At 39.3% G+C, this 16,802-nt stretch carries 14 protein-coding genes; 6 read left to right on the forward strand and 8 right to left on the reverse strand.

The window, feature by feature from the left end; translation table 11 throughout:
- Position 1: 1 nt before the first annotated feature.
- The 3 genes from mnmG to HME7025_RS00185 are packed head-to-tail and all read right to left on the reverse strand — an operon-like array spanning position 2 to position 2,690.
- Positions 2–1,864 carry a tRNA uridine-5-carboxymethylaminomethyl(34) synthesis enzyme MnmG gene (gene mnmG, locus HME7025_RS00175; protein WP_109321700.1) on the reverse strand — a complete coding sequence of 621 codons (1,863 nt, stop codon included), beginning with the start codon at positions 1,862–1,864 and terminating at the stop codon, positions 2–4.
- A gap of 26 nt (positions 1,865–1,890) precedes the next feature.
- A complete protein-coding gene (gene ybeY / locus HME7025_RS00180) occupies positions 1,891–2,313 on the reverse strand; it encodes an rRNA maturation RNase YbeY (RefSeq protein ID WP_109321701.1) in 423 nt (140 codons plus the stop codon).
- Positions 2,314–2,336: 23 nt separating this feature from the next.
- A complete protein-coding gene (locus HME7025_RS00185; RefSeq protein ID WP_109321702.1) occupies positions 2,337–2,690 on the reverse strand; it encodes a YraN family protein in 354 nt (117 codons plus the stop codon).
- Positions 2,691–2,759: 69 nt separating this feature from the next.
- Between HME7025_RS00185 and lipB the strand changes: the two genes are divergently transcribed.
- Positions 2,760–3,497, forward strand: a complete 738-nt coding sequence (gene lipB / locus HME7025_RS00190; protein ID WP_109321703.1) for a lipoyl(octanoyl) transferase LipB — start codon at positions 2,760–2,762, stop codon at positions 3,495–3,497.
- A 3-nt stretch (positions 3,498–3,500) separates the two neighbouring features.
- A complete protein-coding gene (locus tag HME7025_RS00195) occupies positions 3,501–4,235 on the forward strand; it encodes a 3'-5' exonuclease (RefSeq protein ID WP_109321704.1) in 735 nt (244 codons plus the stop codon).
- Here the strand turns inward: HME7025_RS00195 and HME7025_RS00200 are convergent.
- Genes HME7025_RS00200 through HME7025_RS00210 form a run of 3 tightly spaced genes read right to left on the reverse strand, consistent with a single transcriptional unit; the run spans position 4,222 to position 7,290 of the window.
- Positions 4,222–4,857: a NeuD/PglB/VioB family sugar acetyltransferase gene (locus HME7025_RS00200; RefSeq protein ID WP_109321705.1), complete on the reverse strand. Its 636-nt coding sequence runs from the start codon at positions 4,855–4,857 to the stop codon at positions 4,222–4,224. The two genes, HME7025_RS00195 and HME7025_RS00200, sit on opposite strands and share 14 nt — an antisense overlap.
- A 1-nt stretch (position 4,858) precedes the next feature.
- Positions 4,859–6,058 (reverse strand): M14 family zinc carboxypeptidase, encoded by a 1,200-nt coding sequence (locus HME7025_RS00205; protein WP_109321706.1) that lies wholly within the window; start codon positions 6,056–6,058, stop codon positions 4,859–4,861.
- A complete protein-coding gene (locus HME7025_RS00210; RefSeq protein WP_161956175.1) occupies positions 6,055–7,290 on the reverse strand; it encodes a chloride channel protein in 1,236 nt (411 codons plus the stop codon). The genes HME7025_RS00205 and HME7025_RS00210 overlap by 4 nt, the downstream gene beginning before the upstream one ends.
- An 80-nt stretch (positions 7,291–7,370) precedes the next feature.
- Between HME7025_RS00210 and HME7025_RS00215 the strand changes: the two genes are divergently transcribed.
- The 3 genes from HME7025_RS00215 to HME7025_RS00225 are packed head-to-tail and all read left to right on the forward strand — an operon-like array spanning position 7,371 to position 11,013.
- On the forward strand, positions 7,371–8,783 hold the full coding sequence (locus HME7025_RS00215) for a DEAD/DEAH box helicase (RefSeq protein ID WP_394336387.1): 1,413 nt from the start codon (positions 7,371–7,373) through the stop codon (positions 8,781–8,783).
- A gap of 9 nt (positions 8,784–8,792) precedes the next feature.
- Complete coding sequence (locus HME7025_RS00220) at positions 8,793–9,494, forward strand: tetratricopeptide repeat protein (RefSeq protein WP_154401905.1); 702 nt, start codon at positions 8,793–8,795, stop codon at positions 9,492–9,494.
- Positions 9,495–9,510: 16 nt separating this feature from the next.
- Positions 9,511–11,013 carry a GH3 auxin-responsive promoter family protein gene (locus HME7025_RS00225; RefSeq protein WP_109321709.1) on the forward strand — a complete coding sequence of 501 codons (1,503 nt, stop codon included), beginning with the start codon at positions 9,511–9,513 and terminating at the stop codon, positions 11,011–11,013.
- Positions 11,014–11,038: 25 nt separating this feature from the next.
- On the opposite strand, the gene HME7025_RS00230 is transcribed toward HME7025_RS00225, so the two are convergent.
- Together HME7025_RS00230 and HME7025_RS00235 are read right to left on the reverse strand one after the other, a co-directional pair.
- Positions 11,039–11,548, reverse strand: a complete 510-nt coding sequence (locus HME7025_RS00230; RefSeq protein ID WP_109321710.1) for a gamma carbonic anhydrase family protein — start codon at positions 11,546–11,548, stop codon at positions 11,039–11,041.
- Between the two features lie 6 nt (positions 11,549–11,554).
- Positions 11,555–12,067: a KdsC family phosphatase gene (locus HME7025_RS00235; protein WP_109321711.1), complete on the reverse strand. Its 513-nt coding sequence runs from the start codon at positions 12,065–12,067 to the stop codon at positions 11,555–11,557.
- 73 nt (positions 12,068–12,140) lie between these two features.
- Here HME7025_RS00235 and HME7025_RS00240 point away from each other — a divergent pair, with 73 nt between their 5' ends.
- Complete coding sequence (locus tag HME7025_RS00240; protein ID WP_109321712.1) at positions 12,141–16,802, forward strand: hypothetical protein; 4,662 nt, start codon at positions 12,141–12,143, stop codon at positions 16,800–16,802.

The following is a 16,802-nucleotide window of genomic DNA, read 5'->3' on the forward strand; positions in this document are numbered from 1 at the left end:
ATTAGCGACCCATGAATAAAAGTAGAATAGAAACATCTGACGCAGAAACACCGGATATTCTGCTTGCTTGACCAATGGTTTGTGGTCGAATGGATTTTAGTTTAATTCTAGACTCGGTTGACAGCGTTTTAATTTTATCGTAATCAAATGTTTCAGGAATTTTTAGGTCTTCCATGGTTTTCATTTTATCAACCATGAGTCTTTCCTTTTCGATATAGCTTTCGTATTTAACGATGATTTCTGCTTGTTCGATAACTTCTTGAGAATAGTTGTCTTTTATGTTTTTAACTAAAGGATGTTCTAATATAGTGGAGAAACTTAAGTCGGACCTTTTCAGTAAATTGACGATTGGGGTTCCTTCTCTTAGGCTAGAGCTACCTTGACTTGCTAGCCAGGAATTGATTTCATCTGGTTTTACTTTATTGGTTTTGATGTAGTCTAATAATTGCGCAACATCGCTTTGCTTTTGTTGGAATTTATCCATGCGTTTTTTTGTTGCCAACCCTAAGTCGAAGCCTTTTCCGGTTAATCTTTCATCCGCATTATCTTGTCTTAATAGAGTTCGAAACTCTGCCCTAGAAGTAAACATTCGATAGGGTTCATCCGTCCCTTTATTGATTAGATCATCAATCAAAACACCGATGTAGGCATCTGATCTAGATAGGGTAAACGGATCTAATTCTTGTGCTTTTTGATGAGCATTAATTCCCGCCATGAGACCTTGACATGCCGCTTCTTCATAGCCAGTTGTTCCATTAATTTGTCCGGCAAAAAAGAGCCCTTGAATGAGCTTTGTTTCTAAGGTGGCTAGTAATTGGGTTGGGGGAAAATAATCATATTCAATAGCATAGCCGGGCCTAAATAACTTAGCTTTTTCAAAGCCAGGGATTAATCGAATGGCCTCATATTGTATTTCTTCAGGGAGCGAAGTAGAAAATCCATTTACATAGATTTCTACCGTATTCCATCCTTCGGGTTCAACAAATATTTGATGGCTATCTTTATCAGCAAATCGGTTGATTTTGTCCTCTACAGACGGACAGTATCTTGGTCCAAGGCCTTTGATTCTACCTGCAAACATAGGTGATTTATCAAAGCCTTTTCTAAGGACTTCATGTACTTGGGTGTTGGTGTGGGTAATCCAACAAGATCTTTGTTCTTGTATTGGGCTTTCTGTCAAATAAGAAAAACTGCTTGGATTTTCATCTCCTTTTTGTTCCTCCATGGCTGAATATTCGAGGCTTCTTCCATCTACACGTGGAGGGGTACCCGTCTTCATTCTGCCAGATTCAAAACCTAATTGAACGAGTTGTTCTGTTAATCCTTGGGCCATGGGTTCGGCCATTCTTCCTCCACCAAAATGCTTCTCTCCTATGTGGATTAAGCCGTTTAAAAAGGTGCCGTTGGTTAACACGACAGTGCGAGCTTTGAATTCAATTCCCATTCGGGTTATTACTCCGCAGACCTCTTTGTTTTTGATGATAAGTTGCTGAACGGAGTCTTGCCAAAAATCGACCAATGGGTTTTGTTCCAATGTCATTCTCCATTCTTCTGCAAATCGCATACGATCGGATTGGCATCTAGGCGACCACATGGCAGGGCCTTTAGAACGATTTAACATTCTAAATTGAATCATGGTTTTGTCCGAAATGATTCCAGACATTCCTCCAAGTGCATCTATTTCTCGTACAATTTGTCCTTTAGCGACACCACCCATCGCTGGGTTGCAGGACATTTGTGCGATGGTTTGCATATTCATAGTGATTAGCAAAACGCTTGATCCCATTTGAGCCGCAGCATGTGCTGCTTCACAACCGGCATGCCCCGCTCCTACTACTATTACATCGTATGCTTGTTGTTGCATTTTCTGTTTTGTTTCACGTGAAACATTTATTGTTCTTTAAAATATTGGGCTAAATAGTAATCCTCTTTAGCCGTCATTAGCTCTTTATCTTCTTTCTTTTTGTCTTTATATCCAGCCAAATGAAGTAAGCCATGAACCATGACGCGCTGCAATTCGCTGCCTTCTGTTCCTAGTTTTTTGCCATTTTCTTGGATTCTGTCATATGAAATAAAGATATCTCCTTCTAGTTTTTTGGAATCTTCTGAGTTATCAAACGTCACAATGTCTGTTAAGGTATCGTGGTTTAAATACGTTTTATTTATTTCTAACAGGTGGTCATCGGAACAAAAGATATAACTGATTTCCCCAATGGACTTTTGTTCTTCTGCGGCTACTGCTTTAAGCCAAGCTTTGTGCTTGTTTTTATGAGGTAGCGTAAAGTTGATCTCTTCAGAGCAAAATTGTATCATGGTTTTTCATTCAAAGAGCTAATTTACAAAAAAGCATCCTCGAAATGCTCTAATTTAGTGGCTTGAGGCAAAAAAGTAATGGATATACTATCAAACCGGATCTCTTTATCCCATTTTCTATCAATTTGATATTGATTAGCAGCCTCTGAAAGCATGTTGATTTTATGGTTATTGATTTGTTCTTCAGGAAATCCAAAGCGTGTTCTGCGCAGTGATTTTACTTCAATGAAGACTAGGGTTTGATGGATTTGGGCAATGATATCTACTTCTGCTTTTCCAGTCCGATAGTTTTTATCAAGTATTTGGTAGTGATTTCGGCGTAAATACTCCTCCGCTACCCTTTCGGCTTGCTTGCCGAGCTTTAAATGTTTTGCCATTCTCTTATCTTTGTGGAGCAAGGTATATAAGGCGAAATTCTCTTTTCTATAATTCCTTGATAATGTGAGATGCAGAATAAAGAAGTTCAATTTGTTGATATTGGCTTGACAGATTACCAAGAAACTTGGGATTTGCAGGAAAAGCTATTGGATCATATTGCTCAAATTAAATTGAGAAATCGAAGAGAATCCCTTACAGATGAAACACCTAATTTTCTGCTGTTTTGTGAACATCCACATGTATATACCTTAGGTAAAAGTGGTGATGAGTCCCATTTGTTGATGCAAGAACCTTTCTTGGAGAACATTGGCGCTCGTTTTTATCGTATCAATCGCGGCGGAGATATTACGTATCATGGTCCAGGACAATTGGTAGGCTATCCTATTTTGGATTTGGAGAATTTTTACACAGATATTCATTTATATCTACGTATGCTGGAAGAAGCAATCATCTTGACTTGCCAGGATTATGGCTTGGTTGCAGGAAGAATTGAAGGTTTAACAGGCGTTTGGATTGATCCTGAATCTGATCATGCTAGAAAGATATGCGCCTTGGGTGTGAAAGCTTCTCGCTGGATAAGTATGCATGGATTTGCGCTTAATGTGAATACAGATTTAACATACTTTGGACATATAGTTCCCTGTGGTATTGCAACGCGAGGTGTTACATCCTTACAGCAAGAATTAGGCCATGAAATGAACATAGATGAGGTTAAATCCAAGGTATTGAGCCACTTGACCCAATTGTTTGAATGGAAACTAAAACATGTTTCACGTGAAACATTACCTAACCCTATAAATCAATAAGCGATGGAGCCTAAAAAGAACTTTAAAAACACCTTATTTATTGACATCGAAACGGTCTCGGGAGAATCTGATTTTTCCCTACTTTCGGAGCGAATGAAACGTTTTTGGCTAAAAAAGGCGAAGAATGTCTCTAATCCCCAAAGTCTAGCCTTAGAAGACTTATATGTAGATCGCGCCGCATTGTTTGCGGAATTCGGTAAAATTATTGTGATTGGAATGGGGTTCTTATATCAAAACAAAGAGAAAGAGCTGAGTTTGAAAGTCAAGACAATTGCTCATCATGATGAACGGACTTTGCTATTAGAATTCATCGAGTTTATTAATGTTACTTATAAATCTAGAGAATTAACATTGGTCGCACATAATGGAAAGGAGTTTGATTTTCCGTATTTATGTCGCAGGATGTTGGTGAATGGATTAGAAATCCCTAAGCCTTTACAGCTTCAAGGTAAGAAACCTTGGGAAGTCCTACATCAAGATACCATGGAATTATGGAAATTTGGCGATAGGAAAGTCTACATTTCTTTGGATTTATTAGCTGAACTGCTTGGAATTCCAGGCTCCAAAACGAACTTAACGGGAGATAAAGTACATGGGGTGTATTACCATGAGAAAGATCTGCCCAAAATAGCCGCTTATTGTGTAGAGGATGTGGTTACTCTGGCTCAATTATATTTACGCTACCACTTTTTACAAATGGTGGAAGAAAAGAATATTGATCGAATTACAGCAATTTAGCAGGATTTCCAAAGACTCTTTTGGAAGCAGGAACAGGCTCAATGACCACACTTCCCGCCCCAACGGTAGCTCCTTTACCTATTTTAATGCTGCCAACTAGCGTACTTTGTATGCCTATAAAGCAATTGGTGTCTAATTTACATTCTTTGCCTATCACAGATCCCGCACCAATTTGAACGTATTCTTCTATTTGAGCACCCGTTTCAACGATGACTCCGGCGCCAACCATACAATGATCCGCTAGCTTTGCTTCTGGCTGAATGATGGCTCCTGCGCCAACATACACACCATAGGCTAGGTTTTTAACATCAGCAATGATGGCTGAAGGATGGATGGCATTTACAGGTTTCACTTGCCTATCCTCCATAATGGTCTCAATCATCTTTTTTCTTTCTGTAGGGTTTTCTAATGCCACAAACACCCCACAGTTTTTACCAATTAGACCCCAATACGACTCATCCTCTGTACTTCCTAAAACGGGAATTTCACCAATTTGTGTGTCTTTTTTCTTCGGATCATCGTCTAAAAATCCGTAGATAACAACCTCATTTTTTTGAAAAATGGATGCAACTTCTAAAGCAAATGGATTAACTCCGATGATGATTACAGGTAAAGATGTCATACTATGAATTGATTTTTAGCGTATATGAATGAAGATCAAATGCTACTTGATTGTTTTTTGTTAGAACAAGTTGATGATATACCCCTTCTTTCTTCAGCATTTTTTCTGAATGCAAATGTAACGCTTCCCCATCGATTTCCGTTAATCCATACCAAGGACTTAGGTCTCCTATGTCTTCAATTATCCAAGCATATCCTATGGAGCCATCTTCTTGAGCTGTTTCTTGGATGTTTAGGCCAATATCAGCTCTATAAATGGGCTCTTCTTGATTTAATGGGGCATTTTTGATGAGTATATCAAAGATTTGTCTTTCATTGGTGGGCAGATGTTGATACAATTGAGTTTCCTCTGTTCTCCAGGACTCGGTGCTTATGGAGTAAAAGGCAGCTAATAATAAACAAGCATTGTATTTTCTTAATGTTTGTTTTTCTAAATCCCAGCCCGCACCACCAGATTCTAATAAGACTAAGCCATAACCTTTTCCTTGAGCATAATCTCCAAATGCTCGCGCCTCAAATTCATCCGTCCACTTGGCAATCTTCTCCTGTAATAATGGCTGTAAATGTCGCACCATTTGATTCGCGATTTTAGCAGCTCTAAGTCTAGAGGCTGTCCAAGTACCATGCTCATCCCCCGCCGTAGCCAGTAAAGCAATGTGAGTTTGATGTGGTGTTTTTCCCGCTGAATATAAACGGTTTTGATCATGTAGGTTAAAAGAAAAATGGGGCTTAATTTCATCTAACCATTGAGCTAAAATTGTAGCTTCTGGACTGTTTTGTGTGCGTGCATCTCGGTTCATATCGATGCCCAAAGCCGTCTCTCTTGTCCATCTATTTGCCCCATCTGCATTGAGTCTTGGAATAAAGAATATAGATACTTTCTGATGTAATTCTTCCTTGAAACTGATCCAACTGGTTTCATTTTGGGATAAAAAAAGAAAAATATCAGCTAATGCCATGGTAGCCGTGGCTTCGTCCCCGTGCATTTGAGACCAGGCTGCTATGTGGATTGGACCTTGGCCAAATCGTATTTCTTGGATGGCTTTTCCTTCAAACGTTTCACCTAATTTTCGGGTACTGAAGAGTGAGTTTTCTGACCATTCTTGGAGCAAAACATTCCAAATTTTTTCGGAAAACCTGCGGTTTGAAATTCGCTTTTCTTGAAAGCTTTCGTATTGTTCTATAAGTGAATTAAAGATCATTCGTATAAAGGTTTAGGAACCCAGTTAGCCCAAGCTTGTTTTTTGAAAATGCCATTTTTGCCTGAAATATACATGACGATTAGTGTGCAAAGAAAGAAACAGAACCAAGCGTCCTGGCCAAATAATTCTACTCCCATGGCAATGGAGGTCAACGGTGTTTTGGCGAGTCCTGTATATAAACAAGTGAAACCCAAAGCTGCCAATAGAGGTAAGGGGAATGAAATGATTTCATGAAGGGCGCTACTGGCATGAGCACCAATTAAAAACAAAGGAGTCGCTTCTCCTCCTTTAAAACCTAGACCTAAACTGAGACTAGTGGCAAGCGTTTTGCTGATGGCAAAGTTGGCTGTTTCTCCAGATTCAAATGGACGCAGTAAAAAAGAAGAGCCCAAGCCGATGCTTTCTTTAAAATAGGGGAATTGAAAAATTAGCAGTAAAATTAGGCCCGCGAGAATCCCTTTGAGAATGGTGTGGATGGGTAATTGGGCGTACGTTTTAGAAATAATCGATTCTAAACGGGAATAAAACAAAGCGATTAGACCTAAAAATAGGCCAATGCAAGCTAATTTGGCCCAAAAAGCCATGGTAATTTCAGGTAAAAAAACGCTAGGATAAATGGTGTGATTCGTGCTCCACACGTGGAGACTTACCCAATTAGCCCCGAAAGCAGAAAAAAGGCATGGGATAATTGAGCGAAAAGAAATATGTCCGACTTTTGAAATTTCAAGTCCAAAAAAACAACCAGCCCAAGGAGTTCCAAAGACTGAAGCAAAACCTGCCGCCATCCCAGCTTGTAGCCAATCTCTTTTTTCCTGTTCTTCTAAATTCAGCCATTGGGAAAATTGATGGGTAATGCTTCCGCCCATTTGAACAGCAGTTCCTTCTCTCCCAACCGATGCTCCAAAGAGTTGACTTAACCAGGTACTCAATAAAATGAAAGGTCCCAAGGACCAAGGGATGTCGTCGCTCTTTTGGTTGACTCGATCAATTAAATCATTCGTGCCTAATTTTATGGGAGATTGGGGAATTTGAGATAGGTATTGAAAAGCGACACCAAGAATGGGGAGACAATATAGAAGGGCAAGATGTTCTGTTTGATAAATTTGAATTTTTTCTAAACCCCACAAAAACAAAGACGAAGCGGATCCCACAAGGAAGGAAGTGGACAATCCCATACAAATTCTAATAAGCCAAAGTCGGGTAGCTGGTTTCAAGCTATTGGAATAATTCACCCAAAGTTAGGGAAATAATGGAAGGTTTGGAGCAGGAATGCTGCCAATAGGCAGCTATTCAGGCATTTCCATTAAATCGAATGAATTTAGCTACCTTTGTAGGCATAATTTTCTACGAAATGGTTGATTTTTTAAGCTTGGGATTGAACCCACAATTACAAAGAGCATGTGATGCCTTGGGTTATCAAGAACCTACACCAATTCAAGAAAAGGCGATTCCTTTACTTTTGGGTGGACATGATGTGTTGGGAATTGCTCAAACAGGTACAGGAAAAACAGCCGCCTATGTTTTACCATTGCTGATGCAATGTAAATATGCACAAGGACAAAACCCTAGAGCCTTAATTTTGGCACCTACTAGAGAACTGGTGATGCAAATTTATGAGGTGATGGTAAGTTTGGCACAGTTTACGGACTTGAGATTATTGGCTCTATATGGTGGACTGGGTCCAAAACCCCAGATTCAAGCGATTGAAAATGGAGTCGATATTATAGTTTCTACGCCTGGCCGCTTTTTAGAATTATACCGAAAGGAAGTGATTATCGTGAAGGAACTAAAGCATTTAGTTCTAGATGAAGCGGATAAAATGATGGATATGGGTTTTATGCCTCAGATTCGTCAAATATTAGAAGTTATTCCTTACAAGAAGCGTCAGAATGGTTTATTCTCGGCAACATTTCCTGAACGAGTAGAAAATCTATCACACGAGTTTTTAGAGTTTCCTCACAAAATTGAAATCACCCCACAAGCTACTCCCGCAAGTCAGGTGAAACAGCATGTGTATGAGGCACCGAATTTAAAAACTAAAATTAACGCCTTGGAATATTTTTTACGAAATCCTGAATTTGAAAGGGTGATGGTTTTTTGTAGGAGTAAAGAAGTGGCGAATCAAGTGGAGAAGTTTTTAAGTAGGAAGGTATTATCAGAAGATCAAGTTCGGGTAATTCATTCCAATAAGGGTCAAAATACGCGAATTAATGCCATGCAACAATTTAGAGAGGGCTTGGTACGGGTATTGGTAACAACGGACGTGGCATCAAGGGGAATTGATATACCCAAAGTTTCACACGTCATCAATTTTGATGTTCCTCTGATTTATGAAGATTATGTGCATCGTATAGGTAGGACGGGAAGAGCAGCTGAAATTGGGGAATCAATCACTTTTGTGACTTTAGCAGAACGTTATCATTGGGCCAAAATTGAAACAATTATTCAGCAGAAAATAGAGATAGAGCACTTACCTTCAGAGATTTATGAAGAAGATACTCCATTTTTAGAACAACAAGATATGTTGCGGGCTGTGGATGATCAGCGCAAAAGAGAAGATCCCGATTTCAAAGGGGCTTTTCATGAAAAGAAGCATAAACCAAGAGCCAAGTTAGGTGCGAAAGGGGCATCTAAGGGACCATCAAAAGGAAATACTTCTAAGGGAAAACCTAAAAATGCATCAAAATTTCGTTCAAATACATCCTCCATTAAAAAGAAAAGGTAGATTTGTGATATGATGCTAAGAAAAAAAGCCTATTTAATAGGATTATTATTATGTTTGTCGGTGCCCATGCTAGCAGCAGTGCCGGCAGATTCATTGATTAGAATACCTCGATATCAAGCTTTATTTGGAAAAAAACCACTTAATAAAAAAGATCAAGAGGAGGTTACTCAGATTATCACCAGTGTGGATCAAAGTTTTCCCAATCGGGCCGAAGGTGTTAAGTTTTTATCAGAGAGAGCTTGGGAATATGTTTCAGAGGGGAAATTAGATACGGCTACTTATCGTTTTAATTTAGTTCATGCTTTAGATTCTACGAGTGTAGAGGCCTATTGGGGATTAGGTGTCATCGCGTTTCAGCGTTTGGATTTTCCCGGTGCCATAGAATTATTGGGTAAAGGTTTACAAATCAATCCCAAGTTGAGCATCATGCGTGTAGATTATGCCATTGTAAAACTAAGTTGTTATTTAAAAGGCATGGATTGTGGTAATTTGGAAGAGGTAGATGCTTTATTAAGTCAGGCATTACAAGAAGATCCGACCAATGCCAATGCCTGGATGAAAAAAAGTCAAGTGGCGTTTTTGCAAGAAAAATACGAGTTAGCTTGGAGTTATTTTCATGAATGTCGTGCCTTAGATTTGACCCAACTTGATTTAAATTTCTCACAGCAACTCATGGAAAAAATGCCAGATCCCAAGGGTATTTTTAAATGATAATTAGAAAAGAGCTATGGGTATTCGTTCTTTTTTCGCTAAGCCATTTGCCCATTGGGTAGTCAATAAGTATCGGATAACTCAATCCGAGGCCATTGAAAAGCAACTTTTTTGGTTAAAATCAAATGTAGAGAAAGCGAAATCAACGCTTTTTGGAAAAGCTTTTGGCTTGGATAAAATTCAAAATTACATTGATTACAAATCCAAGGTACCCATTTTTGAGTACGAGGATATTAAGCCTTATATTGAGGAAGCGGTAGCTGGCAAAAAGGATATTTTGTGGCCTGGTAAACCCGCCTATTTTGCCAAAACGTCGGGAACGACTTCTGGGGCTAAATACATTCCTATAAGTTCAGAATCCATGCCTTTTCATATTTTGGGGGCCAGGGATGCATTGTTGCATTATGTTCATCATAGCGGGAATGCCTCATTTTTGGATCAGAAATTGATATTTTTATCGGGTTCACCTGAATTGGAATCAAAGAATGGAGTGCCAACAGGTCGACTTTCGGGTATTGTGAATCACCATGTTCCCTCCTATTTACGAACCAATCAATTGCCCTCCTATGCTACAAATTGTATGGAGGATTGGGAAGAAAAATTAGCGTCCATTGTGGAGGAAACAATCGATCAGCGCATGGGTTTGATTTCAGGAATTCCGCCTTGGGTACAAATGTATTTTGACCGATTGGAAGCGAAATCAGGCAAAAAAATTGGAGAACTATTTCCTGATTTTCAAGTTTTTGTCACCGGTGGCGTCAATTTTGACCCCTATCGAGAAAAATTAATGCAATCCATAGGCAGAAAAGTAGATGTCATTGAAACCTACCCTGCTTCAGAAGGATTCATTGCTTTTCAAGATTCTACAGGTGAGGAAGGATTGCTTTTATTGGTGGATGCCGGAATTTTTTATGAGTTTGTTCCAACAGATACCTATTTCTCGGCAAGCCCAACCCGTTTATGTTTATCGGAAGTGGAGCTCGGTGTCAACTATGCCTTATTGATGACCACGAATGCAGGCTTGTGGTCATATTCCATTGGAGATACCGTGAAATTCGTCTCATTGGACCCATATCGGATTATTGTAACAGGAAGAATCAAGCATTTTATTTCGGCATTTGGTGAGCATGTGATTGCAGAAGAAGTGGAATTGGCTGTGAAAGAAGCGATGGAAGCATGTCCTGAAACGAAGATTGTGGAATTTACGGTGGCTCCAAATATTACTCCTAAGGATGGACTAATGCCGCATCATGAGTGGTTGATGGAATTTGATGTAGCACCAAAGAACATGGAATTATTTCAAAAGACACTGGATGCATCCATGCGGCGACAAAACATTTATTACCAAGATTTGATTGTAGGTAATATCCTTCAGCCTTTGAAAATTCAATCTTTAGCCAAAGATTCTTTTATTCAATACATGAAGTCCCAAGGGAAATTAGGGGGACAAAATAAGGTTCCACGTTTATCAAATGACCGAATATTAGCAGAGGGTTTGCTGGGATTAACAACAGAGTAATGCTTATTTGGGAGAATAAATACGCTTATTCAAACCAACTGGCATATTTGACATAATTCATTGCAGTGCGCATGAATACTTCAGCAGCCTCTTCACTGACAGGTTTTAAAAATTTGGCGGGATTACCCGCATAAATACTTCCAGATGGTATGCGCATTCCTTGTGTAACTACGGCACCTGCTGCAATGATACTCCCAGATTCCACATAGGCTCCATCCATGATGATGGCTCCCATACCCACTAGAACTCGATCTTCTATGGTACAGCCATGAACGATGGCATTGTGCGCAATAGACACGTAGTTCCCGATTATTGTCTCTGTTTTCTGATAGGTGCAATGAATAACCGCCCCGTCTTGGACATTGCTATAATCTCCGATTTGAATGCGATTAACATCTCCTCGGATAACGGCATTGAACCAAACGGTGCCGTGTTTTCCTATGGAAACATTTCCAACAACGGTCGCGTTGGGAGCTAACCACACATTTTCACCGAATTGAGGTAAATGACCCTCTACTGCTAGTATTGTTGCCATAGGATATTAATTAGGCCATTTTCCTTGAAGTTTCATCACTTTTTCAATGACGTCTCTAACAGCTCCTTGACCACCTTTAAATGGGGAAACGTATTTAACTACTTGGTGAATTTCAGGGATTGCGTCGAAAGGACAGGTGCTTAAAATTTGGGGTCTAGATAGTATTTCTAAATCAGGGACATCATCTCCCATGTACAAAACTTCATCTTCATTTAGGCCAACTTCATGTAGCCATTTCTCAAATGTTGCCGTTTTATTGGTGCCTCCTAAACTGCTGTAAATGTGTTGAAACTTAAGGTTTTCTAAACGTTTTTGAACACCAGGGTGGCTTCCTCCAGTGATGACGCACATTTGGTATGCTGCTTGTCTAGCTTTTTCAATGGCATATCCGTCTCGGATATAAAAACTTCGGAAATGCTCGCCTGTTTCTAGTACATGTACTTGACCATCTGTCATAACTCCATCGACATCAAAAACAAAGGCTTTTATACGATTAAACAGAGAAAGGACGTTTTGCATAATGGGCTTATTTACCGCAAATATCTTAAAATTTTGCTTATTTTTACTTGCTTATCCCTAGGTTTAGCTGAATATGTTTCGAACCCTAATTTTCTTTGTTTTTGTTTGGTTGGGGATGAGTTTGTCAACTCAAGCACAAAAATTTTCCAATTCGAAAGGAGACTTTTCTACGGAGGTTAAAAATTGGATGCTTCTTAGTAGGAATAAAGAGGCTCCTGCTGTGGTGGACCTATGGATGTCCAAATGGCCTTATGCTAATCTGAATGCAGCAGAACAAGATCAGTTTGAAAAACTGGTCAAGACAATGCCTTCCATGGGCTTTAAATCACCTCAATTAGCTTATTTATTCATTCGATGTACGGTTCAATTTAGTGATGATGCGGAAGCATTAAAAAGCCTAATTCAAGTTTGGGAGAAATTAGTAGAAAAGAAGGACTTTCGGACGGCTTTAACCTTGGCAGAAACAGTGGAGAACTGGCAGTTTAATCAGCAGATTCCTGGCTTGGCATCTATGTCGATTAAAGTAAAGGGGAGATTATTGGTTACTTGGCCGAGCGATGTATTGGTCGCGGATTCTCTGGGACAAAAATCGGTTGATAATGATGGCTGGGATACGCCAGGTTCATCCGACATCATCGCTCCTAATGCTTCCGATAAAAATTGGCTTGTTGAGACAAAAACGGGAGGACCAGTGTTGCTTTGGAAATTTCCAGAACTCAGTTATAAAACGGGACGAGATAGTATCAATTTTATACCAAAGACCTTTCAATGGTCGGTTTTAAATAAGATTGGAAAAGGATCGGATGCGGAGATTCCGGGAGAAATACTGGGGTATTTAGATGCTAAATGGAAGATAAAGTCATTTGAAATTTTGCCCAAAAAAGGACAATTAGTGGCTTTAGATGGAGACTGGGTTCAATTTGAGAAAAGCTTAGCAGGGAAAGGGAAACTGAGCCTTAAAAGGAAAACGAATGCTACTATATTTCCTTTTGAGTTTCGCTCCATCGATGTCATGGCATCCCCTATCCAAGAGAAGTCGTGGAGAGCCAATGGGCGATTATGGATTTTGGGAGATAAGCGAGGATTGATTTCTTCAACAAATCAAATGGCCTACTTTCAAGTCCTTTCGGATAAACAGCTGGTTGGTCAAATAAAAACGAAATTGATGTGGTTAAGTGCCGAGGGAAATGTTACCATTCCTGAAGGGCAATTTGCAGCCTATATGGGAACGAAAGATACCTTGCAACATCCTAGTATTCGAGCCAACTGGTATCCTCTCCAAGAGTTATTGCATATCCGAAAAATAGATGGTGGTCCTATGGAACGACTATTATTTGAAGACACTTATCATCAAGTTCGGATTTCAGCGGATTTAGCAATTTTAAACCCCCAAGCAAAAAAAGTAGATTTTTTCCGTTTATCGGGGAAAAATCAAGTTCCTGCATGGGTTGAATCTTTTGACTATTTCGAAGAAAGTAGAGTGACCGCATTGCAGGGAATATTGAATTATAATCCCCTGCGGATTTTGTATAATCAAATTATTGAAACGAAAAGTCCGCAAGTTTATCTCAGTGAAATAGCGCTCAAGTATAAACGAGATTATGCCTCATTGAAGTCAGGATTTATGATGTACCGAGATGCTGGATACATTCAGTATCGGGAGGATACGGATCAAGTTTCTTTTACCAAAATGGGTCGGCACTATGCTTTGGTACAATTTGAAAAAAAGGATTTTGATCGTTTTTATGTGGCTTCCTTTGCCGATATGATTGAAAAGGATTCAGCGAATATCAGTTTGGATCTTGGTCGCCAAAGGTTAATTGTTCGAGGGATTGACGAAATCCGAGTATCAGATTCATTGAAAGCTAATTTTGTGCCTCAGAACAGACAAGTTGTTTTCACGAAAGGTCGAGATTTTGATTTTCATGGAGAAATTAAGATTGGTAATTATCGCTTTAGAGGTCCCAATTTTCAATTTAATTTTGCCGAATTTACAGTCAATTTCCCTAAAATAGATTCCATTACTTTTTTACCAAGATTGAAAGATGGATCCTTAGGAACAAGGGAGCTGGGTGGGCATTTTAAGTATGAATCAGGGATGTTGCAATTAAGTCCACCAAATAATAAATCGGGTCGATTAGGCGTGGCGGCGTATCCTAAATTAATCATACCCAAAGGTGTAACGACCTATTTTGATGAACCCTGGCGAGCTCAAGGTTTATATGACAAAAAATACTATTTCAAGGTTCCAAGAATTGAATTGGATAGTTTATTGTTGAAAGATATCACGTTTGATGGAAGTTTCTATTCCGATGGATTATTACCTGTCCTAAAAACCAAATTGGAATTAATGCCAGATCAATCATTTGGATTTAAGTATATGGTCAAAAATCCAATGGATATTTATAAAAATCAAGCAAAATTCGCTTTGAATGAGGCTTTATTGATGGATCGAGAAGGTTTACATGCCTCGGGAAATTTTTCGATTTGGGGTTTAAGCTCTAATACGAAAACCACCACATTTTATCCAGATTCATTAGTGGCGAAAGGGATAGATGGAAAGTTGATAAGCATGTATCAGGGGAAAAATACTTTTCCTTCCGCAAGCTTTGGTGTACACCATTTGCATTGGTTTCCATCAGTGGATAGCTTGTGGATTTATCCTCAGAAAAACAGAATTAGCTTATTTAATAACCAAATTCAATTGGCGGGAAATTTAGGGTTTCATCAAAAGAAGGTTTTTGGGCAAGGTCAAGTTTTCTATGGAGATGGAGTATTCAGCTCACGAAATTTTGTGTTTAGTTCTAATGCTTGGCAAAGTGACTTAAGCGATGTGAAGATTGGTCGTCAGATGAATTTATTTAAGCCGTCTGTATACGCGCAATCCATTTCAGTGGAAGCTGTGATGGGGACTCAAAAAGTAAGCATGCGAGCTAAAAAATCGAAGGATTTATCAGATGAAAATAGTACCCTGCTATTTCCTTTCATTGGGTACCAAAGTACCATTTCTGAAGCAACTTGGGATTTGGCGACTCAGCGATTTAAGCTTTCTGGAAAGTCGGGATTTGAGTTAACTCAGTGGTCAGCCGATTCTACTATGTTTAGTCAAGATTCTACTACTTTACAAAAGAAAATAGCGCATTCCGACAAGGGCCTTATTCGAGCGAGTACCGCGGATTATGATTTAAAAGCTCAGTTATTACAATTGGGAGGAGTTAAACAGGTGGGTATTGGACCGGCTATCGTTTATCCTGCAAAAGGATTATTAGCCATTCAGAAAGACGGACAGTTTAAGCCATTTACAGGCGCTAGAGCCATATTAGATCCAGATAATAAGCGACATATATTGAGCGATTTACTGGTTAGTGAAGCGAATGCCGACGGATGGAAAGGGGAAGCTACGTATTTATTGCCACGTGCTTCGGGAGATAGTACCAAGATAAAAATGCGGAATTTCGCTTTTATGGAGGAAGCAGCCACAGCCAAAAAAGCAGCGGAAAAATACATTCAAGCTGAGGCGGTATTAAGTGAGAAAGTTCCATTAGCATTGTCGGCACATCAACAATTTAAGGGAGAAATTTTCTTCAAGTCGAATCAGGAGTTTTTGAATTTCAAAGGGTTTATCAGACCTGTTATAGGACTTTCTAATTTTAAAGCGGCTTGGATTCCCTTTGAAAACCAAGGAGGAGAATCCCCTAATTTAAAGTTGAGTCCAAGCTTACGTGATGAAGCGGGAAGACCAGTGACTGCTGGTATATTTATCAATGCGGATAATAAATTATATCCTACTTTTTTAGGCCCTCAGTCAGATGATTTAGACCCTGTTTTATATTCAGCAGAAGGAGAAGTTTTTGAAGAAAAAGAATATTATCAAGTGAAGGGTAAGCAAAGTGATATGAAGCTGTATGTCAAAGAAAGGCGATTGGAGGCAGAGGGGGCCGTTCAATTGTTTACGGGGAATAAGCTTCTCACTTCTTTTGGTAAAATTTCTATGTCGACGGATACATTAATTCCTCGTTTAGAAACCTGGACTAGTTTGCAATTTCCTTTTGCCCCAACCATTTTAAAAATCATGGGAGAGCGCATCGTGAAGTATAATTTGGAAGAGGGTTTAAGTACAGCATCGGCGGATGAACCAGAAATGCGGGATGATTATTTGAAAAGAGCCGAACAGGTATTGGGTAAAGCGATACCTGAATCTATTAAATCTAAGATGGATCAAAACCATTTAGCCTTGGATAAGGTTTCTTTGGAGTTCAGCAAGTCGATTAATTTCTCGGCAGTGAAATGGGCTTGGTCGCCGAATTTGAGTGCATTTTATTCATTGGGAGGAATTCCATTGGTTAATGTTGGACCTGTGGATGTAAATAGTACGCTGAAAGGTTATATGGAAGTAATCAAGAAACCAAGCAAGGAGGAGTTTTATGGGTATTGGGAATTATCCGAAGATCTTTGGTATTATTTTGCGTATTTTAACGGAGAATTAGGGGTTTATTCTTCCGATAATCAATTTTTAGCGGCTGTTAGAGAAGCGGTTAAAAATGAAAAGAAAGATAAAAAAGAGGGAGAAGTTCGCGTGGTAGAAGCAGCTAGCGATGAAAAAGCGGCATTTGTTAAAAAGTTTTTAACCTTGTACAGGCAAGAGCCTCCAGTAAAAAAACAAGCGCCTAAAGCTAAAGCAGCGCCCAAGGCAGCACCTACAACAAAACCGAAAACAAAGTCAGGAGGATTTTAA

The organism is Aquirufa nivalisilvae (assembly GCF_003143535.1).
GTDB lineage: Bacteria > Bacteroidota > Bacteroidia > Cytophagales > Spirosomataceae > Aquirufa > Aquirufa nivalisilvae.